At 59.2% G+C, this 24,756-nt stretch carries 23 protein-coding genes and 4 tRNA genes; 6 read left to right on the top strand and 21 right to left on the bottom strand.

Features of this window, described 5'->3' with window-relative positions:
* Window positions 1-37: 37 nt before the first annotated feature.
* A complete protein-coding gene (gene rne / locus AC3I0A_RS07850) occupies window positions 38-3,217 on the top strand; it encodes a ribonuclease E (RefSeq protein WP_489377109.1) in 3,180 nt (1,059 codons plus the stop codon).
* A 183-nt stretch (window positions 3,218-3,400) separates the two neighbouring features.
* Here rne and AC3I0A_RS07845 read toward each other — a convergent pair whose 3' ends face one another.
* The 10 genes from AC3I0A_RS07845 to AC3I0A_RS07800 all read right to left on the bottom strand — a co-directional run bounded on the left by AC3I0A_RS07845 (window position 3,401) and on the right by AC3I0A_RS07800 (window position 11,922).
* Window positions 3,401-3,994: a nucleotidyltransferase family protein gene (locus AC3I0A_RS07845; protein ID WP_489377108.1), complete on the bottom strand. Its 594-nt coding sequence runs from the start codon at window positions 3,992-3,994 to the stop codon at window positions 3,401-3,403.
* Window positions 3,995-4,016: 22 nt separating this feature from the next.
* Window positions 4,017-4,964: an XdhC family protein gene (locus AC3I0A_RS07840; protein ID WP_489377107.1), complete on the bottom strand. Its 948-nt coding sequence runs from the start codon at window positions 4,962-4,964 to the stop codon at window positions 4,017-4,019.
* Between the two features lie 123 nt (window positions 4,965-5,087).
* Window positions 5,088-6,107, bottom strand: coding sequence for a UDP-N-acetylmuramate dehydrogenase (gene murB / locus AC3I0A_RS07835; protein ID WP_489377105.1), 1,020 nt, complete (start codon window positions 6,105-6,107; stop codon window positions 5,088-5,090).
* Window positions 6,104-6,568, bottom strand: coding sequence for a low molecular weight protein-tyrosine-phosphatase (locus AC3I0A_RS07830; protein ID WP_489377104.1), 465 nt, complete (start codon window positions 6,566-6,568; stop codon window positions 6,104-6,106). Before AC3I0A_RS07830 ends, murB begins: the two co-directional genes overlap by 4 nt.
* Complete coding sequence (kdsB, locus tag AC3I0A_RS07825; protein ID WP_489377102.1) at window positions 6,568-7,332, bottom strand: 3-deoxy-manno-octulosonate cytidylyltransferase; 765 nt, start codon at window positions 7,330-7,332, stop codon at window positions 6,568-6,570. The genes AC3I0A_RS07830 and kdsB overlap by 1 nt, the downstream gene beginning before the upstream one ends.
* Window positions 7,329-7,514, bottom strand: coding sequence for a Trm112 family protein (locus tag AC3I0A_RS07820; RefSeq protein WP_419117995.1), 186 nt, complete (start codon window positions 7,512-7,514; stop codon window positions 7,329-7,331). The genes kdsB and AC3I0A_RS07820 overlap by 4 nt, the downstream gene beginning before the upstream one ends.
* 22 nt (window positions 7,515-7,536) lie before the next feature.
* A complete protein-coding gene (gene lpxK, locus AC3I0A_RS07815; protein ID WP_489377101.1) occupies window positions 7,537-8,547 on the bottom strand; it encodes a tetraacyldisaccharide 4'-kinase in 1,011 nt (336 codons plus the stop codon).
* Window positions 8,547-8,975, bottom strand: coding sequence for an ExbD/TolR family protein (locus AC3I0A_RS07810; protein ID WP_489377099.1), 429 nt, complete (start codon window positions 8,973-8,975; stop codon window positions 8,547-8,549). Before AC3I0A_RS07810 ends, lpxK begins: the two co-directional genes overlap by 1 nt.
* Window positions 8,972-9,607: a MotA/TolQ/ExbB proton channel family protein gene (locus AC3I0A_RS07805; protein WP_489377097.1), complete on the bottom strand. Its 636-nt coding sequence runs from the start codon at window positions 9,605-9,607 to the stop codon at window positions 8,972-8,974. The genes AC3I0A_RS07810 and AC3I0A_RS07805 overlap by 4 nt, the downstream gene beginning before the upstream one ends.
* An 80-nt stretch (window positions 9,608-9,687) precedes the next feature.
* The gene (locus tag AC3I0A_RS07800) at window positions 9,688-11,922 is read right to left on the bottom strand and encodes a DNA internalization-related competence protein ComEC/Rec2 (RefSeq protein ID WP_489377096.1); all 2,235 of its coding nucleotides are present in this window, start codon (window positions 11,920-11,922) and stop codon (window positions 9,688-9,690) included.
* A gap of 135 nt (window positions 11,923-12,057) precedes the next feature.
* Between AC3I0A_RS07800 and AC3I0A_RS07795 the strand changes: the two genes are divergently transcribed.
* Window positions 12,058-12,573: a DUF2062 domain-containing protein gene (locus tag AC3I0A_RS07795; RefSeq protein ID WP_489377094.1), complete on the top strand. Its 516-nt coding sequence runs from the start codon at window positions 12,058-12,060 to the stop codon at window positions 12,571-12,573.
* 163 nt (window positions 12,574-12,736) lie between these two features.
* Here the strand turns inward: AC3I0A_RS07795 and AC3I0A_RS07790 are convergent, their stop codons facing one another.
* The 4 genes from AC3I0A_RS07790 to AC3I0A_RS07775 form a co-directional block, all read right to left on the bottom strand.
* Window positions 12,737-13,516, bottom strand: a complete 780-nt coding sequence (locus AC3I0A_RS07790; RefSeq protein ID WP_489377093.1) for an ABC transporter permease — start codon at window positions 13,514-13,516, stop codon at window positions 12,737-12,739.
* Window positions 13,513-14,445 (bottom strand): ABC transporter ATP-binding protein, encoded by a 933-nt coding sequence (locus tag AC3I0A_RS07785; protein WP_489377092.1) that lies wholly within the window; start codon window positions 14,443-14,445, stop codon window positions 13,513-13,515. The genes AC3I0A_RS07790 and AC3I0A_RS07785 overlap by 4 nt, the downstream gene beginning before the upstream one ends.
* Window positions 14,446-14,578: 133 nt before the next feature.
* Entirely contained in the window at window positions 14,579-15,202 is a 624-nt protein-coding gene (locus AC3I0A_RS07780) for a glutathione S-transferase family protein (protein WP_489377091.1), read from the bottom strand.
* Window positions 15,203-15,245: 43 nt separating this feature from the next.
* Entirely contained in the window at window positions 15,246-15,905 is a 660-nt protein-coding gene (locus AC3I0A_RS07775) for a transglutaminase-like domain-containing protein (protein WP_489377090.1), read from the bottom strand.
* A 212-nt stretch (window positions 15,906-16,117) separates the two neighbouring features.
* On the opposite strand from AC3I0A_RS07775, the gene AC3I0A_RS07770 reads away from it, so the two are divergent.
* Window positions 16,118-18,565, top strand: coding sequence for an acyl-CoA dehydrogenase (locus tag AC3I0A_RS07770; RefSeq protein WP_489377089.1), 2,448 nt, complete (start codon window positions 16,118-16,120; stop codon window positions 18,563-18,565).
* A gap of 92 nt (window positions 18,566-18,657) precedes the next feature.
* Window positions 18,658-19,056, top strand: coding sequence for a PA2817 family protein (locus tag AC3I0A_RS07765; protein ID WP_489377088.1), 399 nt, complete (start codon window positions 18,658-18,660; stop codon window positions 19,054-19,056).
* 51 nt (window positions 19,057-19,107) lie between these two features.
* On the opposite strand, the gene AC3I0A_RS07760 is transcribed toward AC3I0A_RS07765, so the two are convergent.
* The 3 genes from AC3I0A_RS07760 to AC3I0A_RS07750 are packed head-to-tail and all read right to left on the bottom strand — an operon-like array spanning window position 19,108 to window position 22,045.
* Window positions 19,108-20,046, bottom strand: a complete 939-nt coding sequence (locus AC3I0A_RS07760) for a DMT family transporter (RefSeq protein ID WP_489377086.1) — start codon at window positions 20,044-20,046, stop codon at window positions 19,108-19,110.
* Window positions 20,043-21,038, bottom strand: a complete 996-nt coding sequence (locus AC3I0A_RS07755; protein WP_489377084.1) for a 2OG-Fe(II) oxygenase family protein — start codon at window positions 21,036-21,038, stop codon at window positions 20,043-20,045. Before AC3I0A_RS07755 ends, AC3I0A_RS07760 begins: the two co-directional genes overlap by 4 nt.
* Window positions 21,039-21,067: 29 nt before the next feature.
* Window positions 21,068-22,045: a hypothetical protein gene (locus AC3I0A_RS07750; RefSeq protein WP_489377082.1), complete on the bottom strand. Its 978-nt coding sequence runs from the start codon at window positions 22,043-22,045 to the stop codon at window positions 21,068-21,070.
* Window positions 22,046-22,152: 107 nt separating this feature from the next.
* On the opposite strand from AC3I0A_RS07750, the gene AC3I0A_RS07745 reads away from it, so the two are divergent.
* Window positions 22,153-23,010 carry a LysR family transcriptional regulator gene (locus tag AC3I0A_RS07745; protein WP_489377081.1) on the top strand — a complete coding sequence of 286 codons (858 nt, stop codon included), beginning with the start codon at window positions 22,153-22,155 and terminating at the stop codon, window positions 23,008-23,010.
* A 61-nt stretch (window positions 23,011-23,071) separates the two neighbouring features.
* On the opposite strand, the gene AC3I0A_RS07740 is transcribed toward AC3I0A_RS07745, so the two are convergent.
* The 4 genes from AC3I0A_RS07740 to AC3I0A_RS07725 all read right to left on the bottom strand — a co-directional run bounded on the left by AC3I0A_RS07740 (window position 23,072) and on the right by AC3I0A_RS07725 (window position 23,484).
* Window positions 23,072-23,147 (bottom strand) — tRNA-Gly (locus AC3I0A_RS07740).
* 3 nt (window positions 23,148-23,150) lie between these two features.
* Window positions 23,151-23,226 (bottom strand) — tRNA-Glu (locus AC3I0A_RS07735).
* A gap of 104 nt (window positions 23,227-23,330) precedes the next feature.
* Window positions 23,331-23,406, bottom strand: a tRNA-Gly gene (locus AC3I0A_RS07730).
* A gap of 2 nt (window positions 23,407-23,408) precedes the next feature.
* A tRNA-Glu gene (locus tag AC3I0A_RS07725) sits at window positions 23,409-23,484 on the bottom strand.
* Window positions 23,485-23,824: 340 nt separating this feature from the next.
* Between AC3I0A_RS07725 and AC3I0A_RS07720 the strand changes: the two genes are divergently transcribed.
* Window positions 23,825-24,595: a hypothetical protein gene (locus AC3I0A_RS07720; protein ID WP_489377079.1), complete on the top strand. Its 771-nt coding sequence runs from the start codon at window positions 23,825-23,827 to the stop codon at window positions 24,593-24,595.
* The last annotated feature ends 161 nt before the right edge of the window (window positions 24,596-24,756 follow it).

Genomic DNA, 24,756 nt, shown 5'->3' with positions numbered 1-24,756 from the left:
ACGCCGTTTCCGGCAGCCCGGAAACCGACGGTACTACATGAAAAGAATGCTGATTAACGCAACCCAACCCGAAGAGTTGCGTGTTGCACTGGTAGATGGCCAGCGCCTCTACGACCTGGACATCGAATCCGGTGCACGCGAGCAGAAGAAGGCCAACATCTATAAAGGCCGGATTACTCGCATCGAACCAAGCCTTGAGGCTGCCTTTGTCGATTTCGGCTCCGAGCGCCACGGCTTCCTGCCCCTCAAAGAAATCTCCCGCGAATACTTCAAGAAAGCCCCTGAAGGCCGCGTCAACATCAAGGACGTCCTGAGCGAAGGCCAGGAAGTCATCGTTCAGGTCGAAAAAGAAGAACGTGGCAACAAGGGCGCAGCCCTGACCACCTTCATCAGCCTGGCCGGTCGTTATCTGGTTCTGATGCCGAACAACCCGCGTGCCGGCGGTATCTCCCGTCGCATCGAAGGTGAAGAGCGCAACGAACTGCGTGAAGCCCTGAACGGTCTGGTTGCTCCAGCCGACATGGGTCTGATCGTGCGCACTGCCGGCCTTGGCCGCAGCAGCGAAGAAATGCAGTGGGACCTCGATTACCTGCTGCAACTCTGGACCGCCATCAAAGAAGCTTCGCTGGACCGTTCCGCGCCGTTCCTGATCTACCAGGAAAGCAACGTGATCATCCGCGCCATCCGCGATTACCTGCGCCAGGACATCGGCGAAGTGCTGATCGACAGCGTTGAAGCCCAGGACGAAGCCCTGACCTTCATTCGCCAGGTGATGCCGCAGTACGCCAGCAAGATCAAGCTGTACGAAGACAGCGTTCCGCTGTTCAACCGTTTCCAGATCGAAAGCCAGATCGAGACCGCTTTCCAGCGTGTCGTCGAACTGCCTTCCGGCGGCTCCATCGTCATCGATCCGACCGAAGCCCTGGTGTCCATCGACATCAACTCGGCGCGCGCCACCAAAGGCAGCGACATCGAAGAAACCGCCCTGCAGACCAACCTCGAAGCAGCCGAAGAAATCGCCCGTCAGTTGCGCCTGCGTGACATCGGCGGCCTGATCGTCATCGACTTCATCGACATGACTCCCGCCAAGAACCAGCGCGCCGTGGAAGAGAAAGTCCGCGAATGCCTGGAAGCCGACCGCGCTCGCGTACAAGTCGGCCGTATCTCGCGCTTCGGTCTGCTGGAAATGTCCCGTCAGCGCCTGCGTCCATCGCTGGGCGAAAGCAGCGGCATCGTCTGCCCGCGCTGCACCGGCACTGGCATCATCCGTGATGTTGAATCGCTGTCGCTGGCGATCCTGCGCCTGATCGAAGAAGAAGCCCTGAAAGACCGCACCGCCGAAGTTCGCGCACAAGTGCCGATCCCGGTGGCGGCGTTCCTGCTCAACGAAAAACGCAACTCGATCACCAAGATCGAACTGCGCACCCGTGCGCGCATCGTCATCCTGCCGAACGATCACCTCGAAACGCCGCACTTCGAAGTTCAGCGTCTGCGCGATGACAGCCCGGAAGCCAGCATCAGCCAATCCAGCTACGAAATTACCGCTGCTGCTGCCGAAGTAGAAGAAGTCCAGCCAGCCGCCGCGACCCGCACTCTGGTTCGCCAGGAAGCCGCAGTTAAAACCGCTCCGGCACGCGCCAATGCTCCGGTTCCGGTTGAAGTCGCAGCACCTGTTGCGGCTCCCGTCCACGTGCCCGAGCCAAGCCTGTTCAAAGGCCTGGTGAAGTCGCTGGTCAGCCTGTTCGCTACTAAAGAAGAGCCTGCCGCACCGGTCGTGGTTGAAAAACCAGCCACCGAGCGCCCACCGCGCAACGAAGAGCGCCGCACCGGTCGTCAACAGAGCCGCAGCCGTAACGGTCGCCGCGATGAAGAGCGCAAGCCGCGCGAAGAACGTGCACCTCGTGAAGAGCGTGCGCCTCGTGAAGAACGTGCACCGCGCGAAGTCCGCGAAGAAGTAGCAGCCGTAGCCCCTCGCGAAGAACGCGCACCGCGTGCTCCGCGTGAAGAACGTGCCCCACGTGCTCCGCGTGAAGACCGCAAACCGCGCGAAGCTCGTGAAGAGCGTCCGGTTCGTGAACTGCGCGAGCCTCTGGATGCCGCTCCAGCCGCTGCTGGCGAAGAGCGCCCTGCCCGTGCGCCACGTGAAGAGCGTCAACCGCGTCCACCGCGTGAAGAGCGTCAACCACGCGTCGAACAGGCTGTTGCTGCCGTTAGCGAAGAAGAACTGCTGCCGAACGAAGAGCAACTGCAGGAAGAGGGTCAGGACAACGCCGAAGGCGATCGTCCACGCCGCCGCTCCCGTGGCCAGCGTCGTCGCAGCAACCGTCGCGAGCGTCAACGTGATGCCAACGGCAATGTGATCGAAGGTTCGGAAGAATCCGAATCGGCTGAAGAAGCGAGCAGCGCCGACCTGGCTGCCGGTCTGGCCGTTACCGCAGCTGTTGCCAGCTCGGTGATCAGCGCTCCTGCCGAAGCTCAGGCTAATCAGCAAGCAGAACGCGCGACTGCCGCCACGCTGGAAACGGCTTCGGTTGAAGCACCAGTGGTTGAAGCGACAACTGCGGTTGAAGTGCCTGTCGCCCCTGCCATTGAAGTTGCTCCGGTTCGTGAAGTGCAGCCTGAAGTTGAAGCTGCTGCCGTGCTTTCTGAACAACAGGCTGAACAACCAGCTGAACAACCAGTAGTCGAAGCAGTACCTGCGTTTGAAGCTCCGGTCACTGAAAAAGCCTTTGAGCCAACTTATGACGCTCCAACCGCGTTCGATCGCATCGCTGAATCGGTAGTCGTCGAAGCTCCAGCCCCAGTGGCTGAAGTGGTCGTCGCCGAGCCAGTGGTTGCTGCTCCGGTTGAAGCTCCAGTGGTTGCCGAAGTGGCCGAGCCGGTTGTCGAAGCCCCACCGGCAAGCGCCCTGACCGCAAGCGGTCGTGCGCCGAACGATCCACGTGAAGTGCGTCGTCGCAAGCGTGAAGAAGAGCGTCTGCAGAAAGAAGCTGAACTGGCCGCTGCTGCAGCTCCAGTTGAAGCGGCTGAGCCGGCTCCGGTTGTGGCTGAAGTAGCTGAGCAAGCTGAACCTGCTCCAGTCGCTGAAAGCGCGCCAGAGCAAGTTGCTGCTGAAACTGCCCCGACCATCGACGAAAACCTGCGTTCCGTCGAAGAAGTGGTACAGCAGAACCCTAAAGCCCTGGAAGAAGAGCACGAGCCTAAACCCCTCGCCTGATTCCAACGGCTGTTAAAAAGCCCCGCCTGCTGATGCAGGCGGGGCTTTTTTTGTTCACTGACGCGGTGTTTCAGGCATTCCGTGTCATCGTTCTTCGCGGGCAAGCCCGGCTCCCACAGGTATTGCGCTGACCTTGTGGGAGCGGGCTTGCCCGCGAAGGCGTCCTCCAGGACAACTAAAATTTCAGCCCTGGAAAGCCAACCTCTCTGGCACATCGACATCCCACAACACCCCCGGATCATCCACCGGTACTTCCACCACCCTGGCCGAGGCAAACAGCGGCTTCGCTCCACGATCGCCAGACAACGCCAGCAACGCCGGGCCAAACGAACGCCCGAACCCTACCGGATGCCCGTACTCCCCCTCGTACACCGGCACGCTGATGCAATCGCCCTCGATCCGCGCCAGTACCTGCTCGATGGTCGATGGCAGGATAAACGGCATATCCCCCAGCACCACCAGCCAGCCACTGAGCTGCGGACAAGCGGCCACCGCGGCGGCAATGCTGTCACCCAGGCCGGTCGACTCCAGCAGCACGATCTCGCAGCCATACGCCTTGGCCATGCGAATAACCTGCGGGCGATCCACGGTGGTGACCAACAGGCGCTTCTCGAGGCTGGCCGGCAGATTGACCAACACCTGCTCGATCATCGACCGTACGGTGCCATCGCGACCGATACAGTCGGTCAATAGTTTGTCCCTCTGCGCGCCAGCGACCTGCCGAAAGCGACTGCCCTGCCCGGCGGCGAGCACGATCACGCCAATCGGTTCGTTCATACGCCCTCCTTCGCCCGCGCCACTAAACGCCATTCTTGATCGCAACGATCTCTGCCAGCAGCGACATGGCAATTTCTGCCGGTGTGTGGCTGCCGATATGCAGACCGATCGGGCCGTGCAAACGCTCGACGGCCTGTTCCGACAAGCCTAGCTGAACCAGATTGTCGCGGCGCTTCTGACTGTTGATCCGCGACCCCAGCGCGCCGACATAAAACGCCTTGGAGTCCAGCGCCGTGAGCAGCGCCATGTCATCCAGACGGGGATCGTGGGTCAAGGCGACGATGGCCGTGCGTTCGTCGGTTTCGATGCTCAGCACCGCTTCATCCGGCATACCCGGCACGAAGCGGCCATGCTGCTCTTCCCAGCCATAGACGAACTCCTTGCGCGGATCGCAGATCAGCACCTCGAAATCCAGCAATCGCGCCATCTGCGCGACATAACGGGATAGCTGACCGGCACCGATCAACAGCAGCCGCCAACGCGGACCGTAAATCGCATGCAAGGTCGCGCCGTCAAAACTCAGCACATCGGCCTTGCTCGCCGCCTGCAAGATCACTTCGCCGGTACTCAGATTCAGCTCCCGCGCGACAATCTCATGGGCCTCGCAACGCGCCAGCAACTCCGCCACCCAGGCCGGATCGCCGACCCGCTCTTCGGTCAGGCGCAAAGTGCCACCGCAGGGCAAACCAAAACGCGCGGCCTCCTCGCGGGTGACGCCGTAGGTCACCAGCTGCACTGGCGGTCCGTCCGCCGACAAGCGGCCGTCATGCAAACGGGCAATCAGATCGTCCTCGATACAACCACCCGAGACCGAGCCGATCACCATGCCGTCTTCACGCAAGGCCAGCATGGCGCCAGGTGGCCGGGGTGCACTGCCCCAGGTCTGGACCACGCTGTACAACACCACTCGCTGACCGGCCCGGCGCCATTCCAGAACGCTGCGCAAGACATTCAGATCGACGCTATCCATCAGGCTCCGCCTATATTCCTGGTTATGGGGTCGAGCAATCTGCCGCTTCATGCAGCACTTAACAAAAAAGCCCTGCACACACGAAATGTTTGCAGGGCTCTGGATTCAGTCTTCAAGCGTAGCTCAATACTGATTGGGCTCCATTTCCAGCTGGACCTTAAAACGTTCGGCAATGTCTTTCTGGATTCGTTGCGCCAGGTTCAACAGTTCCAGACCGGTCGCCGCACCATAGTTGACCAGCACCAGAGCCTGCAACCGATGCACACCGGCATCCCCGTCTCGAAAACCTTTCCAGCCAGCTCGTTCGATCAGCCAACCGGCCGCCAGCTTCATTTGCCCGTCAGCCTGTGGATAAGCCACCAGATCGGGGTACTCGCGTTTAAGCTCGGCGACCAGATCCGCCGCCACCAACGGGTTCTTGAAAAAGCTGCCGGCATTGCCGAGCACTGCCGGATCTGGCAGTTTTTCATTGCGAATACTGCAAATGGCCTGGCTGACATCGCTGGCAGTCGGATGGTCGATGCCTTGTTCGGTCAAACGTTGGCGAACCGGGCCGTATTCCAGATGCAGATGCCCGGCGCGACTCAAGGCGAAGCGCACCCGTAGAATCAACCAGCGCCCGACCTCATGCTTGAACAGGCTGTCGCGGTAGGCGAAGTTGCACTCAGCCAGCGTGAAATCCCGCAGCTCGCCCGTCTGGCGGTCCAGCGCGGTCAAACCGGCGAACACGTCCTTGATCTCGACACCGTAGGCACCAATGTTCTGCATGGGTGCGGCACCGACCGTGCCGGGGATCAAACTGAGATTCTCCAGACCGCAGAGCCCCTGCTCCAGCGTCCATTGCACGAACGGGTGCCAGGTTTCGCCGGCCTCGGCCTCGATGACAACCTTGCTGCCGTCATCACTCAACAGGCGAATACCACGCGTGACCATACGCAACACCAACGCCGGAATATCAGCCGTGAGCAACAAATTGCTGCCACCGCCGATCACCAGTAGAGGCAATGCCCGTTCAGCCGCATAAGCCAGCGCTTCACGCACATCGGCATCGCTATGAGCCTGGGCAAACACCTGCGCCCGGACATCAACGCCAAAGGTGTTGAATGGCTTGAGCGATACCTGTGCTTGCAGTTGCAAGGTCATACCCGCCCCTTCAATTCGATCACCAACAAATCGCTGGCGCGTTCGATCAAGTCCAGCACCTGCTCGAAACCTTGATCGCCGTCGTAGTAGGGATCCGGGACTTCATCCACGGGAGCGTCATAGCGACGCAGAAACAGGTCCAGCTCAGCCTTGCCCTTGGCCGGTTGCATGGCTTTGAGGTTGCGCAGATTGCTCTGGTCCATCGCCAGAATCAGGTCATAGGTAGCGAAGTCGGCACGGGTCACTTGCCGGGCACGCTGAGCGGACAAGTCATAGCCGCGCAATTTCGCCGCGGCCTGGCTGCGCTTGTCCGGCGCCTTGCCGATATGCCATTCGCCGGTACCGGCGGAGGCGACTTCCACCTGATCCGTCAGCCCGGCCTCACGCAATTTGTGGCGCAGCACGCCTTCGGCCGTGGGCGAACGACAAATGTTGCCCAGGCAGACAAACAGAACTCGCATCAAGCCTCCAGCAGGCGCCGAACGCGCTCGAGGTCTTCTGTGGTATCGACACCCGTCGGTGGTGCCTCCAGAGCATCGGCGACGTGAATCCGCACGCCGTGCCAGAGCGCACGCAACTGCTCCAGAGACTCGGTATTTTCCAGCCAGCACGGGCCCCAACTGACGAAGTCATGGAGGAAACCGGCGCGATAGGCGTAGATCCCGATATGCCGGCGGTAGGGCACGCCGGCCGGCAGTTGCTCGCGGCTCCTGGCGAAATCATCCCGCGCCCAGGGCAAAGTGGCGCGACTGAACGTCAGCGCCAGGCCATTGAGGTCGCTGACGACTTTGACCACGTTGGGGTTGAACAGGGTTTCAACGTCTTCGATCGGTTCGGCCAGCGTCGACATGCGCGCTTCGGGATGGGCTGCCAGGTTGGCTGCAACCTGATCGATCACCACCGGCGGAATCATCGGCTCGTCACCCTGCACGTTGACCACTATGGCATCTGCGGCCAGGCCCAATTGCGTGGCGACTTCAGCCAGGCGATCGGTGCCGGAGTTGTGATCCTCGCGGGTCAACAGCACTTCGGCACCGAACGCCTTGCAGGCTTCGACGATGCGCGCATCATCCGTGGCCACTACCACCCGTTGGGCGCTGCTCTTGCAGGCCTGTTCCCAGACATGCTGGATCATCGGCTTGCCGGCAATCATTTGCAGCGGCTTGCCGGGCAGACGGGTGGAGGCGTAACGGGACGGGATGACGACAGTGAACGCTGTGGTCATTTATCCAGTCGCTCGTCGACAGTCAGGGTACGGGCTTCGCTTTCGAGCATGACTGGAATGCCATCACGAATCGGGTAAGCCAGGCCGGCGCCTTTGCTGATCAGCTCGGTTTTATCGGCACTGAGCTTTAGCGGACCTTTGCAGATCGGGCAGGCAAGGATGTCGAGCAATTTGGTGTCCATGAGAATTCCCCGGATAAAAGCGTTAAGGCAAAAGACGATCAGGCAACAAGCGCATCAACTGCGTATCGAACCAGGCCACGAAGGCCGGTGACGGCACTGCATCGACCGCCAGATACCACCAGTCGGCTGCCGCGAATGCACGGCATTTGACCGCATCTTTCTCGGTCATGACCAGCGGCAATGACGGCATGAAATTCAAGGCCGCAGCGCTGTACTCTGCATGGTCGGCAAAAGCATGCGGGACTGGCTGCCAGTGTAGCGTTTCAAGAGTGTTGAAGAAACGTTGCGGATTGCCGATGCCGGCCACTGCGTGCACGGCCTGCCCTTTCGGGAAGTGGTCCGGCGAGCGTCGCTCGCCGGTCAGCAGATTGACCAGTGCGGTGGGTTCAAGTCGAAAAGCGAAACCATCGTCGCGATCGGCCGTCGCACCGTTGTAGAGCAGCGCATCGACGCTGTGCAGACGCTCGACCGGCTCGCGCAACGGACCGGCGGGCAGACAGCGACCATTGCCCAGACCGCGTGCAGCATCGATCAGCACCAGTTCGAGATCCCGGGCCAGGCGGTAGTGCTGCAAACCATCATCGGAAAGGATCAGATCGAGCGTCTCGCTAGCCAGTAATGCCTGCACGGCGCGACTGCGATCCGGGTCGATCATCAACGGCACGCCGCTGCGCTGAACGATCAGCAGTGGTTCGTCGCCGGCCACTTCAGCACTGTGCCCGGCCTCGACCCGCCATGGCAGTTGCGGTGGCCTGGCGCCATAACCACGGCTGACCACGCCCACCCGCAGGCCGCTGCGCTGGCAATGCTGGATCAACCAGAGGATCAGCGGCGTCTTTCCAGTGCCGCCTACCGTGATATTGCCGACCACCACCAACGGCACCGGCGGTTGATAGATATCACCCTCACCGGCCAGAAAGCGTTCACGCTTGCGCAGCACCACTCGCCGATAGAGCCATTCCAGCGGCTGCAACACCTTCAACGCGGGGTGACCGGTATACCAGGCGGCGAGCAAACGATCGGAAAGTGCCATCAGGGAACCGGCGCCGCCTCAACGGTGGTCATGCGCAAATGGCTGAAACCGAGCTTGCCGGCAGCGTCCATCGCCGTGATCACGGCCTGGTGCTGGGTTTTGCCGTCAGCGCTGATCGACAATGGCAGGTTGGTGTCACCCGCGGACTCTTTCTGCAAGGCATCCATCAGACTGACCAGATCGTTTTTTGCCAGCACCTGGTTGTTCAGGCTGAACACACCGTTGGCGCTGATAGCGATGTCCAGTTGCTTGACCTGCTGGTCCTCGGCCGGCGAGCCGCTGACGGCTTCCGGCAGTTCGACGCGCAACTGGGTTTCACGGGTGAAGGTGGTGGTGGTGACGAAAAACAGCAACAGGATAAACACCACGTCGATCAACGACGCGAGATTGATATCGACGTTTTCCCGCTGTTTGCGGCGAAATTTCACGCTTTGCCCTCGACCAGATCGACATCACGGTCGCCCTGTACCACCTCGACCAGTTTGATCGCTTCCTGCTCCATGCCCACCACCAGCTCATCGACCTGACGCAGCAGGAAACGGTGGAAGAACACCGCCGGAATACCCACCATCAAGCCTGCGGCCGTCGTGATCAATGCCTTGGAGATACCACCGGCGAGCACCGCGGCATTAGAAGTCATGCCCGAGCCCATGAATGCGCTGAAAATATCGATCATGCCCAATACCGTACCCAACAGCCCCAACAATGGCGCCATGGCGGCGATGGTGCCTAGTGTGTTGAGGTAGCGTTCGAGCTCATGAATCACCCGCGCGGCGGCTTCTTCGATGCACTCTTTCATGACCTCGCGACCATGTTTCGAGTTGGCCAGGCCCGCAGCCAGAATCTCGCCCAATGGGGAGTTGGCGCGCAGTTCCCTGAGTTTTTCTTTATTGAGTTGCTTGTCCTTGATCCAGCGCCAGACCTGCCCGAGCAGATGCTCGGGAGTGACGCGGCTGGCTCGCAGGGTCCACAGACGCTCGGCGACAATGGCCAGCGCAGCGATGGAACTCAGTATGATCGGCAACATCATCCAACCGCCGGATTTGACCAATTCCCACACAGTGACAGCCCCCTCGAAAAAGTGCGTCACTCTAACATAGGGGGTCGACGCACCGAAGTGCGGTATGTCGCTTGCCCCCTTTACCTGCTCTGCGGCGGTATCTCGTGCCAAAAGCGCCGCTGGTCGCGTAATCCCCGAGGTCCCTCGAAAGTCCCGAGCTGCAAACGCAGCGCACCTTGTTCAACGCTGTCATAAGCCTGAATGCCCAACTCCCGGTAACGCTGCAGCACCTCGGGATGAGGATGACCGAAACTGTTGCCGTGCCCACGGGAAATCAACGAAGCCCTGGGCCGTAACGCCTCAAGAAATTCCCGCGACGACGAACTGCGGCTGCCATGATGAGGCGCCTGCAACCAGTCCACAGGCTGTGCCATGGGACTCTTGAGCAGGGCGCGCTCGGCGCGGGCGTCGATGTCTCCTGCCAACAACAGGCGTTCACCCTTGGCTTGAACCCATAACACGCAGGAATGCTGATTGCTGTCACCGGCGGCCGACCACTGCCACAGGGAAAACTTCACTCCATCCCATTCCCAGTTCTCGCCGGTAATACAAGGCTGAGCCTTCAGCGCCCCGGGCAGATCACCCGGCTCGCCACTGAGCAGCCGCTTGACCGGCAGTCCACGCTGCACCGCAATGGCGCCACCGGCATGGTCGGCATGGGCATGGCTGATCAGCATCAAATCCAGCTCGCGAATACCCAGCTTGCGCAAGGTCGGCAACACCACGCGTGCGCCCTGGTCCAGCCCGGCGAAACGCGGACCAGCGTCGTAGAGCATCGCGTGCTGGTGAGTTCGCAGGATGTAGGCCAGGCCCTGGCCAACATCCAGTTGCCAGACTTCCACCTCGCCCACAGGCACCTTTTTTCCTGGAGCGAACACTGCCATCAACAGCATCGGCCAACCCAGCAGTCGCAGGGGTATGCCCGTGGGCAACAACAGCATCACGGCTCCCAGACCACTCAACCCCCAGGCCCAGACCGGCAGCGCCTGCGGCATCCAGGCCGGGAGACCGGCGGCCACCAGCCGCAAAAACCGGAACAAGCCATCGAGCAGACCACCGGCTAGCCACAGTAACCCCTCCCCGAGATACGGCACTGCCAGCAGGGCTGTGCCAAGCAAGGCCAGCGGCAATATCGCGAGACTGATCCAGGGCACCGCTACCAGATTGACCAGCGGTCCGCTGATGCTGATGGGCAGACCGAGAACCAGCAGCATCGGCAACAAGCCTATAGCGATCAGCCACTGGGCACGGGTCCAGGCCTGCCACCACTGCCAGGCTCCCAGTCGAGCACTGAAGGTAAAAATCAGCACCGCCACCGCGACGAAGGACAGCCAGAACCCCGGCTGCAAGCTGGCCAGGGGTTCCAGGATCAACACCGCGTTCAGCGCCAGCATCAGTGGCCACCAGGCCCCCAGATGACGAAAGCGCAACCGCCAGAGCAATACCAGGCCAAGCATCACACAAGCCCGTTGCACCGGAACCTGAAAACCGGCCAGTACGCCATAGCCGAGCGCCGTGGCAAATGCCAGGCCGCACGCCCAGGGTAGCCAGGGCCAATCACGCGACCAACAGCCATAACGTGCCAGCCCGGCGATCAAGGCGTAGATCAACCCGGCCAGCAAACCGATGTGCTGACCGGAAATCACCAGCAAGTGCACCGTACCGGTGTCCTGGAGCACCTGCCAGTCCTGCGCCGTCAGACCGGAACCATCGCCCAGCACCAGCGCGGCCAGGGCATTGGCGCGGCCGTTGGCATCGACACTCAGCAAGCGCTGGCGGATTCGATCACGCCATGCCCACTGCGCCGGGGCCAGCAACTGACCGTCCTTGATCGTTCCAGTGGCACCGATTCGCCTGGCCAGCAAACCGGCCTCGTAATCAGGGGCATGGGGATTGACCAGGCCATGCGGACGCTTGAGCTTGACCGCCAGTCGCCAGCGCTCGCCACTGTTGACCGGCGGCCCGCCATACCAGGCCAGCCGCATCCGCCGGGGCAATTGGCTGCGCCGCGATCGCCCCTCCTCAAGCTCGAAACGCACCATGCCATCAGCGTTCTGCGGCAAGCCCGTCACGCGCCCTTCGACCCAAAGGGTTTGCCCGTCGAGACTGGGCGCCAGGCGATCGTTCAACGCCCATTGCGCACTCGCACACGCCCAACTGAAGCCGAACAGAAAAAACGCCAGTGGATAAGTCCGAAAGGGTAGAAGCATCAATCCCGATATTGGCAACAGCAGCAATAGCCAGATCGGCGGCAGCGCCGGCAAGAAGCGCAGAGTCAACAGACCCAACGCGAGCGCAAACATCCCTGTGCGCATAAGCCCGTCCTTGAGAGTCGTTTCTCACGGAATAGCCGAGTCGCGCGGGCACAACTTTATTAATTGTCACAAAGTCTGAATTTGTCATCCGTAGAATCCGGGCATACTTGCCGCTTGAACCGACCGAGAAGCCCTATGCCCCGGCGCTTATTCAAACGTTACATGCCCGATCCGACCAGCATCCGGGAACACAAATCCTTACGCTTTCTCGGCACGCTGCTGCATGACCCGAACCTTTGGCACCTCAATCGCCACTCGGTAGCACGCGCCATGGCGGTGGGTTTGTTCGCGGCGTTTCTGCCCATTCCATTGCAGATGCTGCTGGCAGCGGTTCTGGCGATAACGGTGCGCGGCAACCTGCCGATTGCCGTCAGCCTGGTCTGGTTGACCAACCCGATTACCATGCCTGCGGTGTTTTTCTGCACGTACCAGACGGGCGCCTGGCTGATGGACGTGCCGGCCCGAAGCTTGCCGGACGAGCTGACCTGGGAATGGATCAGCGGCGAGTTGTCGACACTGTGGCAACCTTTCCTGCTGGGCTCGGTGGTCACCGGACTGGCCCTCGGCGCCCTCGCCTATTGCCTGACCATGACCTACTGGCGCTGGTGGGTCGGACGACAATGGAAGCGGCGCAAGAAAAGTCGCCTGTAACAACGCCCTTGAGGTTAATGCCTATCACTTAAGCGAACGCTGCCCCCCTGTGGGAGCGAGCTTGCTCGCGATGGACTCAAGGGCGACGCGTTTATTCAGAAAACACGCGTTATCGTTAACGTCCATCGCGAGCAAGCTCGCTCCTACAGGTGCAGTTTTGATCCTACGTGCGCATACCCCGCCCGCTGACCAGCAGACGGGCGCAACCGATATACAGCACCACCGTCGCGACCAGCATGAAGGTGATGGCCACACTGATCCTGATATCCGACACCCCGAGGATGCCGTAGCGGAAGGCGTTGACCATATGCAGCACCGGGTTGGCCAGCGACACGACCTGCCAGAACGGCGGCAACAAGGTAATCGAGTAGAACACTCCACCCAGATAGGTCAGTGGCGTCAGCACGAAGGTCGGGATAATCGAGATATCGTCGAAGTTACGGGCAAACACAGCGTTGATGAACCCCAGCAGCGAGAAGATCGTCGCCGTCAGCACCACCACCAGAATGGTCACGCCCAAGTGATGGACCTGCAGATCGGTGAAGAACAGCGACAGCAGCGTCACAATCAGCCCGACCATCAACCCGCGCAACACGCCGCCCAGGGTGTAGCCAATCAGAATGGTGTGCGGCGAAACCGGCGAAACCATCAGTTCTTCGATGGAACGCTGGAACTTGCTACCGAAGAAACTCGAGACCACGTTACCGTAGGAGTTGGTGATCACGGACATCATGATCAACCCGGGCACGATGTATTCCATATAGGTGAAACCACCCATATCGCCGATCTGCCGGCCGATCAGGTTGCCGAAGATCACGAAGTACAAAACCATGGTGATCGCCGGCGGCAGCAGGGTTTGCGGCCAGATCCGGGTAAAGCGCCGGACTTCACGGTAGACGATGGTATTGAGTGCAACGAGGTTGGGTTGCAGCTCGGAACTCATACCGCCACCTTCGACAGATTTTTCTCCACCAGGGACACGAACAACTCCTCGAGGCGATTGGTTTTATTACGCAAGCTCAACACTTCGATGTTTTGCGCGGCCAATTGACCAAACAGCGCGGTGATGCCAACCGCTTTATCGACCTGGACTTCCAGAGTGTGGCCGTCGACCAGACGGTTCGGATAGCCGATCAACTGCGGCGCAACCTTCATGTCGCTTTTCAAATCGAGCAGAAAGGTCTCGACATGCAGCTGGCCAAGCAACTGCCGCATGCTGGTGTTCTCGACAATGGTCCCATGGTCGATGATGCCGATGTTGCGGCACAACTGCTCAGCCTCTTCCAGGTAATGGGTGGTGAGGATGATGGTGATGCCTTTCTGATTCAGCTCGGTGAGGAAGGTCCACATCGAACGACGCAACTCGATATCCACCCCGGCAGTCGGTTCGTCGAGGATCAGCAGGCGCGGTTCATGCACCAGCGCGCGAGCGATCATCAGTCGGCGTTTCATGCCGCCGGACAGCGAACGCGACGGGACATCACGCTTGTCCCACAGGCCGAGCTGGGTCAGGTATTGCTCGGCCCGCTCCTTGGCGATTTTCGGCGGGATGCCGTAATAGCCAGCTTGAGTCACGACAATGTCGAAGGTTTTTTCGAACTGGTTGAAGTTGAATTCTTGCGGCACCACACCGATACAGCGCTTGAGCGCCGCCGGTTCACGATCCAGGTCGTGACCGAAGATGTTCACCGTGCCGCTGGTCTTGTTCACCAGGGTCGAGAGAATGCCGATGGTGGTGGATTTGCCGGCGCCGTTGGGGCCGAGCAAGGCGAAAAAGTCACCTTCGGCGACTTCCAGATCGATACCACTCAGGGCCTGGAAACCGTTGCCGTAGGTTTTGGTTAGCTGCCGGATGGACAGAGCGGAACTCATATCGGATTTATGCACCAGGAAGGGAAGAAAGTTACAAATAAGGGCGGATCGCGCGGAATACAACGGCGACGAACAAGACCAATGGTGCTTGTCGACGCCCCACAAGTACAGTCAAGCGTGTCGATAGTGAGTATTAAGTCAACGCGGTCATGACCGCCTTCTGATAGGCCGGACGCTGTTTCAACCGCGCGTACCAGGCTTCGAGATGAGGCTGCGGCGCGCGCTCGATCGGCATCTCGAACCAGGCATAAATGAAACTGCCCAAGGGAATGTCGCCCATGCCGATCTCGTCGCCGGACAGGTACGGTTTAGCCGCCAGCGCTTGATCAGCCATCGACAGCAAGCCGTCGCACTCCTGGATCGCGGCTCTGATGGCCGACCAGTCCTGCTGGTCCTGGGGGGTACGCAACACGCCCCAGAATACTGTGCGGAACGGGGCGGCAAAACTTGAGGTGGTCCAGTCCATCCACTTTTCGGCAGAGGCACGGGCCTGCAGGTCCATCGGATACCAGGCAGTACCACTGGCATGGCGGGCCATCAGGTAACGGACGATGGTGTTGGATTCCCACAGCACAAAACCGTCGTCTTCGATCACCGGCACGCGGCCGTTGGGATTCATCGCGCGGTACTCAGGCGTGTCGACCACGCCAAAGGCACCGCCGGCGTCGATGGCTTCGCAGGCCAGGCCCAGCTCTTCGGCGGCCCACAACGGCTTTCTGACATTCGACGAATTTTTCCGACCCCAGATCTTCAGCATGACCGCTCCTTGATGGATGAATGCCGGGGCAGTCTACGCCGGATCAGGCACGACTCAAATCGGTCTGCATATCACCCAGCAGGGCTGGCAGCTGATCGCTGAACAAATGCGGATAGCACTTTTCCAGGTGCTCGAAGAAGAAGTCTTCAGGTACATCCGCGAACGTCCCGTGATCCACCAGGTACTCCATCAACTGCTCGCCCTGTCGATTGAACGGATGAAACACGCTGTCGTTGACTCCGTCGAACGCAAGCGGCGCCACGTTGAACAGCTCGCACAATTGCTGGTTGAACGCCGGCGTGGCCTTGACCCAACGCCCCTGCAAATACAGCTCGGTGTAGCCGTGCATGGCGAACACATCGCTTCGGAGCAGCTCAAGCAAGCGCGGCGTCGACAGGTGATTACGCACATCCGCCAGACCGATCCGCGCGGCGATCCCGCAATGCCGGGCGCATCCGGCGAGCAAGGTGGCCTTGGGCACGCAGTAGCTTTCACCGGTCGCCAGCGCGTAACTGCCGCGCAAGGTCTCAGGGTCACGACTGAAGGTGTACGGGTTGTAGCGCACGGCCTCGCGCACCGCGGAATAGAGATTGATCGCCTGTTCGAGCGGATCACGACTGCTGCCGCGATGGGTTTCGGCGAACGCCACCACCGATGGGTGGTCACTGTCGATGAAGCGGCCGGGACTCAGATACTCGTGCATGAGAACAATCTCCTGGGGAAGCCACGAGTCTAGCGACAGCCCAGGCCCAGAGATAACGATGTTTCGGCCAAGTTTGCGGTCTGCATCGAGATAACTCACGAATTTCACCGATGCTTCCTACACATTCAAACCCATCGTTGCGCCCCCACTTTTATGGATGCCGTCTAAGCTCTGAGAGTGGTTTTTGCCCCTGGTTTCACGGAGGATTGAATATGCTGCTGTTGTGGATACTGGTTCTGGTGGTCGGGATTGCCTACCTGGCACATCGCCGCACTGCGCCTCTGCCCGCTTTGGGCGTAATCGCTGCCTACCTGCTGGCGATGGGCCTCTTCAGCCATGCACCCGTCTGGCTGCTACTGATTTTCTGGGTGATGCTCGCGGCCGTGGCCGCACCCCTGTTGCTGCCGGACCTGCGACGCAAACTCTTCACCGCGCCGCTGTTCAGCTGGTTTCAAAAAAACCTGCCGCCGATGTCGCAAACCGAGCGCGAGGCCATTGAAGCCGGCACGGTCTGGTGGGACGGCGAACTGTTCAGCGGGCGCCCGAACTGGAACAAGCTGCTGGCCTATCCGAAAGCGCAACTGAGCGAAGAGGAACAAGCGTTCATCGATGGCCCGACCGAAGAGCTCTGCGCCATGGTCAGCGACTGGCAGATCAGCCAATTGATGGATCTGCCGCCCCAAGCCTGGGATCACATCAAACAGCACGGCTTTTTTGCCCTGATCATTCCCAGAGAATACGGTGGCAAAGGCTTCTCGGCTTATGCCCACTCCCAGATAGCGATGAAACTGGCGACCCGCAGCGGCGACCTGGCATCCACCGTCATGGTGCCCAACTCCCTCGGCCCGGCAGAACTGCTGCTGCATTACGGCACCGAAGAACAACGCAATCATTACCTGCCACGGCTGGCCCGCGGCGACGATATCCCCTGCTTTGCCCTGACTGGCCCGATAGCCGGCTCCAACGTCGGCGGGATGACGGACACCGGGGTGATTTGCAAAGGTGAATGGGAAGGCAAGGAAACCCTTGGCCTGCGCCTGAACTGGGAAAAGCGTTACATCACCCTCGGCCCGGTTGCCACCTTGATCGGCCTGGCCTTCAAGGCCTATGACCCGGACCATTTACTGGGCGACAAAGTCGACCTGGGAATCAGCCTCGCATTGATACCAACCCGGACCCCCGGTGTAGAAATCGGCCGCCGTCACCTGCCACTGGGCGCCTCATTCATGAACGGCCCGACCTGCGGCAAGGATGTGTTCGTGCCGCTGGAATTCATCATCGGCGGTCAGGAGATGCTCGGCCAGGGCTGGATGATGCTGATGAACTGCCTGTCGGTCGGGCGCTCCATTTCGCTGCCTGCCATCGGTACCGCTGCGGGCAAGTTCAGCAGCCTGGTGGCGGGCCAATATGCGCAAGTTCGCGAACAGTTCAACGCTCCGCTGTCCGCCTTCGAAGGGATTCAGGAAGTACTGGCACGGATCGGCGGTAATACCTGGCTGATGGACAGCGCGCGGATGCTCACCGCCAACGCAGTAGACCTCGGCGAAAAACCGTCGGTACCCTCGGCCATTCTCAAATACCACCTCACCGAACGCGGCCGCGAGTGCGTCAGCCACGCCATGGATGTCCACGGCGGCAAGGCCATCATCATGGGGCCGAACAACTACCTGGCGCGTGCCTGGCAAGGAGCGCCCATTTCCGTCACGGTCGAAGGTGCGAACATCCTTACACGTAACTTGATGATCTTCGGCCAGGGCGCTATTCGCTGCCATCCGTTCGTACTCGAGGAAATGACCCTCGCCGGCCGCGAAGACAAACAACAGGCCCTGATCGAATTCGACGGACTGCTGCTCAAACACATCGGCTTTGCCGTGAGCAACGCCGCCAGCACCCTGGTGCTGAACCTTGGTCTTGGACATTTCGAACACGCGCCGGGGGACAAGCTCAGCCAGGGCTACTTCCGCGCCCTCAACCGTCAGGCCGCGGCCTTTGCCTTGCTTGCCGACCTCAGCATGATGCTGCTGGGCGGCGAACTGAAACGCCGCGAACGGCTGTCCGCACGTCTCGGCGATGTGCTCAGTCACCTGTACCTGGCCTCTGCCGCTCTCAAGCGTTATCACGATCTCGACTCGCCGGAGCATATGCATCCGCTGTTCGTCTGGGCCATGGAGGAGAGCCTCGGCCAGTCCGAACGTGCGCTGGACGAACTGCTGCGCAACTTCCCGAACAAGATACTTGGCTGTCTGCTGCGGGTGATGGTGTTCCCGTTCGGGCGTCGGCACAAAGGACCGTCAGACAAACTGGGCGCCAAAGTCGCAGCAGTCATCGGCCGCGCCAAAGGCGATCCAACCCTGGAGGAGTTGCTGGCGGGCTGCTATCGCCCACAATCGACAGAGGATCCGGTTGGCGCCCTGCAGCACGCCTGCAACTTGCTGAACGCCGCCAAGGCGCTACAGAAAAAACTCAATACCGCACTGAGAAGTGGCCAGGTCAAGCCCACCGTTGGGGAATCTGCCATCGATGCCGCGCTGGAGGCTGGCGTCTTGCAACCGGTTGAGGCGCAGACCTTGCGCGAGGCAGAAGCGGCACGACGCAAGGTCATCGACGTCGATGATTTCTCCCAGGCTGAACTGACGCTCAGCGAGGGCAAAACCCGCTAAGACAATCCGTATAGCTGTTCAATTATGAAAAGCGGGCGCCGGAGTTATATACTTCCGCGCCCGTTTTGCTTTAGTTCTAGAGGACTCCCGTTATGCTCGACCACACTCTCGCCCTGCTCGCACACCTGCGCAGCATCCTGGTCGCCTTGGGTGAAGCCGAACAGGTGCCGGAAGAAAGCCACGAGCTTTTCCTCGAGCGCTTCGATGAGCTGATGCTGCAGCTGCCGGTGGACCCGATCGAAAGCCAATACCTGGGTCAGGACATTCTCTGCCAGGTCATCGCGCGTTATCCACAGATTGCCCACCTGGTACCGCGCGACCTGCTGTGGTACTTCGCCGGCGACTGCCTGCACTTCATGCCCGACGACGAGATCGACCTGTATCAGGCTCTCGAAGATCGTCGTTACGAAGCTGAGCAGAACGACGAACCCTTCGACTGGAACCAGGAAAAACAGCTGCTGTCGATGTCGAATCAGGACAGCAAGCACTGATCCACGATCGGTAACGCAAAAGGCCCGTTCGGTTAAACCGACGGGCCTTTTTTATTTGCTCAAGAGCTGCTGCGTGTCTTTTGCAATGGCTGGCTGTTTGAGCCGCACCATAATCAATCCAGCTACCACCACCGCAATCCCCACATACGTGGTGCCGTAAATAACATCGCCAAATACCAGGGCCGCCCAGACCAGAGTCACCGGTGGCTCCAGATAGACCAGCACCGCAACATGGGTAGCAGTCATCTCACGCAGCAACATCCACAGACTCAGGTAAGCCACAAAGGTGGAAAACACTGTCAACCACACTACCGAGATCAGGACGTCAGGCTCACTGGGTATGCGCAAGGAGTCGGTATAGAGCACCGCCACACCGAAGCCCAACAACGTGAAAAGCGACTGGATAAACAGCGATACGCTCAGATCGCTGCGCCCGGATTGGGATAATGTGGACCGGCGCTCATACAAGGTGGCCATCGTCAGGCCCAATGCCGACACCAAAGGCAGTAGATACATGATCAGGCCTACATCGGCGCCGGTATTCACGTACTGCCCGGAGATGACGATCGACACCCCGACAAAACCGATCATCAATCCCAACCACTGCCACCCACCACTTCTCTCTGTGACACTGGCCGAAGTCAGAGCTGCCGTCATCAACGGCTGCAAGGCGGCAATGATCGCGGCGATTCCCGGCGGCAAACCGTTCTGAATGGCCACATAGACACAGCTCAGATACAGAAATTGCGAAAGAAAGCCGATCACAGCGTGATGCCTGATTTCAGACCAGGTGATCTTCATCAGCCTGACGTTCAGGAACAACGCCAAACAGACAGACACCAGCAAAAAGCGCCAGAACAGCAAATTGAACGCTCCGGCAGCCTGTGCCCCCAGCTTGGCGCCGATAAATCCCGAACTCCACGACAGAACAAACACGGCCTGCAACAGCAGCAGCTTCACGGGGCTGGCGCTCGAACTTTTACTGTTCATTCATATCCCTTGGCGCCATGGTGCTCCCGGCCTGCTGCAACCTCGGCAAAAGTAATCGGCTCGGCTCCCAACTGACGATACTGCTCAGAGGCCGGCACAAACAGATCCCGCTTAAGTCTCATCCACGGCCTGAGTGTGGCCAGAACTCCATCATCGGATGCCAGATGCCAGAACTTGTTCACGTCTTCGGCGGTGTAAGGGCAGTGGAACGACAGCACCAAAGACATGCGCCGACCCGATGTCACCGGCCGCACGCCGTGGAACACCCGGCTTCCATAAATGTACACAGCATCACCGCACACTTTGACCTTGCTCTTGCGCAACCGCCCGCTGAAGTCGTGGACATCGAATTGTTCTGCAGGCCCTTCGAAGTAGACAAACTCCCCACCTTCGTACTCACCGGGGTCAGACAACAAAATGTTCAACACAAAGCTCGTGCCGTCGGTGTGCCACATGCCGATCTGGGCTTTGTCGTCTGGAGTCTCTGGCGGATAGAAGTAGTTAACCTGCGAGCGAGCATTCAGCAACGGATGCGGCACCAATGGCACACCTGCAATTCTGGAGACCGCCAGCAAGAACGCGCGACTGTTCATCATTCCCCGGATCAATGTTGAGGATTGCGTCGCTGCCCGCGCTCGGTTGGAGATGATCCAGTTGCTGGTGGTGGAAGCGGCCTCCAGTTGGTAGCAGGCACGCCGTAACTCCACTATTCCTTGCTCGGAAAACAACCCACCGACCTCCGCGACCGCCGTCAATTGGTCAGGGGTAGCAACCTGAATGGGCGAAGTCGTATAGCCGAATTCGGCAAGGCTCCTGGCATAGCCTGCCACCGGTGAAGCGCTGCTCAGGTAGCTGTCATTCCACTCGATAAGGGTGTCGAGGAACGCCTCTGGCCGCTTGCGCCTGGACGCAGGCAAACAGGATGCTCGCAATGCCAGTTTGATACGCTCCAAGCCTTGCGCGAATACAGGAAGATCGCCCTCTCTAGCCATGTCTTAGTCCCTTTTTTATACGGATTGCATCAACCCAGGCAGCATTTCGATAGCTGGTAAATCACGCTCCCATCCCCACTGCAATACTCGCCGATCACCTTGTAGCCGCCGTACTCCTGCCTGATTCGCATGAATTGTTCGCGGGTGTATTTGAGGCAAACATTGGTCAGCAGGTAACCTTCTTCACAACCATCGCTGACCGGCAGAAGAGTTGCTGCTACCCGGTACCGATCATCCTCATGTTCAATTTCAGAAACGACAATCTGATGGGTGCCGCGTTTTTCGAGGCCCATTTTCAAACCGATCAAATCGGAAAACCGGCTCATGCAGGCATGCCCATAGAAGCGGTGGATATGATCGTCGCCCTCAGGCGTTGATAGCTGCATCTCGGACAACACATAGGTCTGCTTGCCACCCACGCTTCGAATAATGTCGCCGATGGTGCCCGGCAACTCATTACCTTCCTGAAACCCCAGCATCGTGATCAGGGTTACGTCCTGCCCGCGCTCAATATGGTGGCGCTCCAGATCACGGAAGTTCTTCGCCAGGTAGTTGAATCCTTGCGCTGCAGGAAGTAACGGCTCGACCGCATCACGCATTGCCATTTGCGAAGCACGGTTGATATCAATGGCCGTGTAATCCTGAGGCTCCACCCCATGCTCGAGCAGATACCCGATGAGCGCCGATGTCTTTACCGGCTCCGGCCCCAACTCCACATAATGCAATCTGTCCTGCCCCAGCAGAACGACCAGGTCATCGGCAACAGCCCGCAGTGTCTGGTCCAACGATCCGTAGCCATTGGGGGCGGCACACAAATCGGCACGAGTCATGCCTTCGGTGTTGAGCGAGGTCATCAGAGAAAAAATTTCTTCGCTGATCCACTGATGGGGATCTGATGCCTGCGAAGACAAGGTCGAATATTTTTCAGCGTTTTCAATCGTCCATATGCGGCCAGACAGACCGTGTGCACTTTTCAAAGACTCAACAACCAGATCGTTGATTTTCATACCGCCCCCTTTCTTATTGGATGAGCAAGTTCCCTCTTGCTTGACCGAAGATTAGTTTGAGGGCATTGTTTTGTAAATTTGAATAATCAGCATAAGTAATTCAAAAAATGAGAACTACCAACCAACGATTGAATATCGATTCACTGCGCACCTTTCACGCGGTGGCGCGTTTCAGGAGTTTCAAAGAGGCTGCGAACCATGTTCATCGCAGCGCTTCAACCGTCACGACGCAGATTCACAAGCTCGAGGAGTTGGTTGGGCAAAAGCTGTTCAATCGCAATAACCAGGGCGTCGAACTGACGATGTACGGGAAAAAGCTACTGTCGGAAACGACTGAATTCCTGAAGAGTCACGACCGGCTGCTGGCTTCGCTAACGCCCCAACCCATGCAGGGCAGGATTCGTCTTGGCTTGCCCGACTCCTATGCGCCAGCATTCATGCGCGATTTCCTGCCCATGCTGATCGCTGACAATCCAATGCTGGAGCTTGAGGTCGACGCCAGATCCAGCGGCGAACTCTTTGCCATGTTCAGCCGCAAGCAAGTGGATCTCGCTTTGGTGGTAAGTGCACACCCCTTGGAGCAAGGCGAACGATTGTGTGATATCCAACCGGTCTGGGTAGTCGCCGAACACTTCAAGGCACCCGAGCAATCACCTCTGCCGATTGCCGTACAACTGACCGGCTGCCCCTATCGCGAGTCCGCTATACACGCATTGAAGGAGCACGGCGTCTATTATCGGATCATGCTGGAAAGCGCCAGCTCGCCCGCTGTCGAGGCCTGTGTCCTGGGCGGGCTGGCGGTGGGGATGATTGAAGAGAGCAGGATGACCGCGGAATTGACGCGGGTAATTCCCGGGGCGGCGTTACCCGACCTTCCGGTTCACCATCTCTATCTGCTTTCGGACAGTAGCAACCATCCGGCTCTGCACCTGCACGAGCAGGTCAAGGCTGGCTTCAGCATCTGACATCGAGACCAAATAACGCACACACAAAAACGCCGCTCAGAGAGCGGCGTTTTTGTAAAAATGGAGCGGGAAACGAGACTCGAACTCGCGACCCCGACCTTGGCAAGGTCGTGCTCTACCAACTGAGCTATTCCCGCAAATGGCGTCCCCTAGGGGACTCGAACCCCTGTTACCGCCGTGAAAGGGCGGTGTCCTAGGCCACTAGACGAAGGGGACACGCTACTGAAACACATGGTGTGCATTCCAGTGCCCAGACCCTAATCCGAAGACTTGGTCCTGGTTTCACTCAGTGCTGCCCGAAAGCAACACTGCTTAAAAATTGGAGCGGGAAACGAGACTCGAACTCGCGACCCCGACCTTGGCAAGGTCGTGCTCTACCAACTGAGCTATTCCCGCAATGGCGTCCCCTAGGGGACTCGAACCCCTGTTACCGCCGTGAAAGGGCGGTGTCCTAGGCCACTAGACGAAGGGGACACACGTACAACATTCACTACTCAACTGCGCTTTGCTGTGTGCTTTACGCTGTAAGTGGCGCGCATTCTATGGATGGATTGGGAGGTCGTCAACCCCCAGATATAAATTTATTTAAATCAATGACTTCGCCACGGTTTCCGGGGCTGTTTCGGCATTTCGCCCGCCCAGGGTTTGGCGCCTATATTCTGGCACCCGACAAGGCGTTATAGTCCAGCGCAATGAATGATGGCAATCTGCACCCCTACCGCGCGACGCCACCTTTCAACTCGTCGTTCAGTCCTATGCGCCTATATGCCAAGCCACTACACTCACACGCGAACCCCATAAAGAGGTCTTAACGGTGACACCACTCATGATCACCCTGCTAGTAATAGCCGGGATCGCAATACTGATCGCCATTGGCTACATGAACCATGTGGTGGAGAACAATAAGCTGGAAAAGGCGCGCACCAAGGTCGAGCTCAACGATCGCCTGCGCCGCTGCGGCGAAATCACCGAGACCTTCCCCGGCCAATTGATGACACCGGCACTCAAGCTGCTGTTGACCCGGCTGGAGCTCAATGTCACTCAACGCCTGCTGAGCCTGAACAAATCCGACGCCTGCGCAAAGGCGCGGATAGCTGAACTCGACGCACTGGTCGCCCAAGGTGAGTCGATTCCGGTCAACAACCCGCCAGCACCGATTCAGACCGAAACCAAAGCCAAGGATGTACGCTTTCTATTGGAAGCCTTGCACGGCCAGATAACACGGGCGGCACAGGATGGTTTTCTACCGGCCAATGAGGCCAAACACTGGATCAGGGAGGTTCGTCATATCCTGGTACTGCTGCATATCGAGTTCTTCAACAACCTCGGGCAGCATGCCCTGCAACAGAACCAGCCTGGTCAGGCGCGCCTGGCGTTCGAACGTGGCGTGCAGTACCTGCGCAAGCAACCGGAGCCGGTGGTTTATACCGAGCAGCTCAAGTACCTGGAAAAACTCCTGGCGCGCGCCAACTCGATGGTATTGACCAACATTGCGCCGGTAGAAGGTGAAGTCAATGAGTTGACCGAAGGCCTGAAGACGGTGGAAGCCGAGGCTGACTGGAAGAAGAAAGCGATTTACGACTGATATTCGCTACAAGGATTATGTGGCGTCGAGCGCAAGCCCTGTGGGAGCGGGCTTGCCCGCGAAGAAAACACCGCGGCTTTTCAGGTATTACGCGTCATCGTTCTTCGCGGGCAAGCCACGCTCCCACAGGTTTTGCGGCTTGACTTACTGGCATTAGGGTA

It is taken from the genome of Pseudomonas sp. KH_024_B2 (assembly GCF_057839965.1).
Note: the sequence above shows the minus strand (reverse complement) of the source record. Positions and strands in the feature narration are given on the sequence as shown.

Bases quoted from the DNA above. Each gene is read 5' to 3' on its own strand.
- AC3I0A_RS07750 (WP_489377082.1), bottom strand. From the start codon at position 22,045: ATGAAAATCAACGATCTGGTTGTTGAGTCTTTGAAAAGTGCACACGGT.
- AC3I0A_RS07785 (WP_489377092.1), bottom strand. From the start codon at position 14,445: ATGAGTTCCGCTCTGTCCATCCGGCAGCTAACCAAAACCTACGGCAAC.
- AC3I0A_RS07770 (WP_489377089.1), top strand. From the start codon at position 16,118: ATGCTGCTGTTGTGGATACTGGTTCTGGTGGTCGGGATTGCCTACCTG.
- AC3I0A_RS07820 (WP_419117995.1), bottom strand. From the start codon at position 7,514: ATGGACACCAAATTGCTCGACATCCTTGCCTGCCCGATCTGCAAAGGT.
- kdsB (WP_489377102.1), bottom strand. From the start codon at position 7,332: ATGACCACAGCGTTCACTGTCGTCATCCCGTCCCGTTACGCCTCCACC.
- AC3I0A_RS07790 (WP_489377093.1), bottom strand. From the start codon at position 13,516: ATGAGTTCCGAGCTGCAACCCAACCTCGTTGCACTCAATACCATCGTC.
- AC3I0A_RS07745 (WP_489377081.1), top strand. From the start codon at position 22,153: ATGAGAACTACCAACCAACGATTGAATATCGATTCACTGCGCACCTTT.
- lpxK (WP_489377101.1), bottom strand. From the start codon at position 8,547: ATGGCACTTTCCGATCGTTTGCTCGCCGCCTGGTATACCGGTCACCCC.
- AC3I0A_RS07830 (WP_489377104.1), bottom strand. From the start codon at position 6,568: ATGCGAGTTCTGTTTGTCTGCCTGGGCAACATTTGTCGTTCGCCCACG.
- AC3I0A_RS07845 (WP_489377108.1), bottom strand. From the start codon at position 3,994: ATGAACGAACCGATTGGCGTGATCGTGCTCGCCGCCGGGCAGGGCAGT.
- AC3I0A_RS07760 (WP_489377086.1), bottom strand. From the start codon at position 20,046: ATGAACAGTAAAAGTTCGAGCGCCAGCCCCGTGAAGCTGCTGCTGTTG.
- AC3I0A_RS07755 (WP_489377084.1), bottom strand. From the start codon at position 21,038: ATGGCTAGAGAGGGCGATCTTCCTGTATTCGCGCAAGGCTTGGAGCGT.
- AC3I0A_RS07795 (WP_489377094.1), top strand. From the start codon at position 12,058: ATGCCCCGGCGCTTATTCAAACGTTACATGCCCGATCCGACCAGCATC.
- AC3I0A_RS07765 (WP_489377088.1), top strand. From the start codon at position 18,658: ATGCTCGACCACACTCTCGCCCTGCTCGCACACCTGCGCAGCATCCTG.
- rne (WP_489377109.1), top strand. From the start codon at position 38: ATGAAAAGAATGCTGATTAACGCAACCCAACCCGAAGAGTTGCGTGTT.
- AC3I0A_RS07775 (WP_489377090.1), bottom strand. From the start codon at position 15,905: ATGCACGAGTATCTGAGTCCCGGCCGCTTCATCGACAGTGACCACCCA.
- AC3I0A_RS07800 (WP_489377096.1), bottom strand. From the start codon at position 11,922: ATGCGCACAGGGATGTTTGCGCTCGCGTTGGGTCTGTTGACTCTGCGC.
- AC3I0A_RS07840 (WP_489377107.1), bottom strand. From the start codon at position 4,964: ATGGATAGCGTCGATCTGAATGTCTTGCGCAGCGTTCTGGAATGGCGC.
- murB (WP_489377105.1), bottom strand. From the start codon at position 6,107: ATGACCTTGCAACTGCAAGCACAGGTATCGCTCAAGCCATTCAACACC.
- AC3I0A_RS07780 (WP_489377091.1), bottom strand. From the start codon at position 15,202: ATGCTGAAGATCTGGGGTCGGAAAAATTCGTCGAATGTCAGAAAGCCG.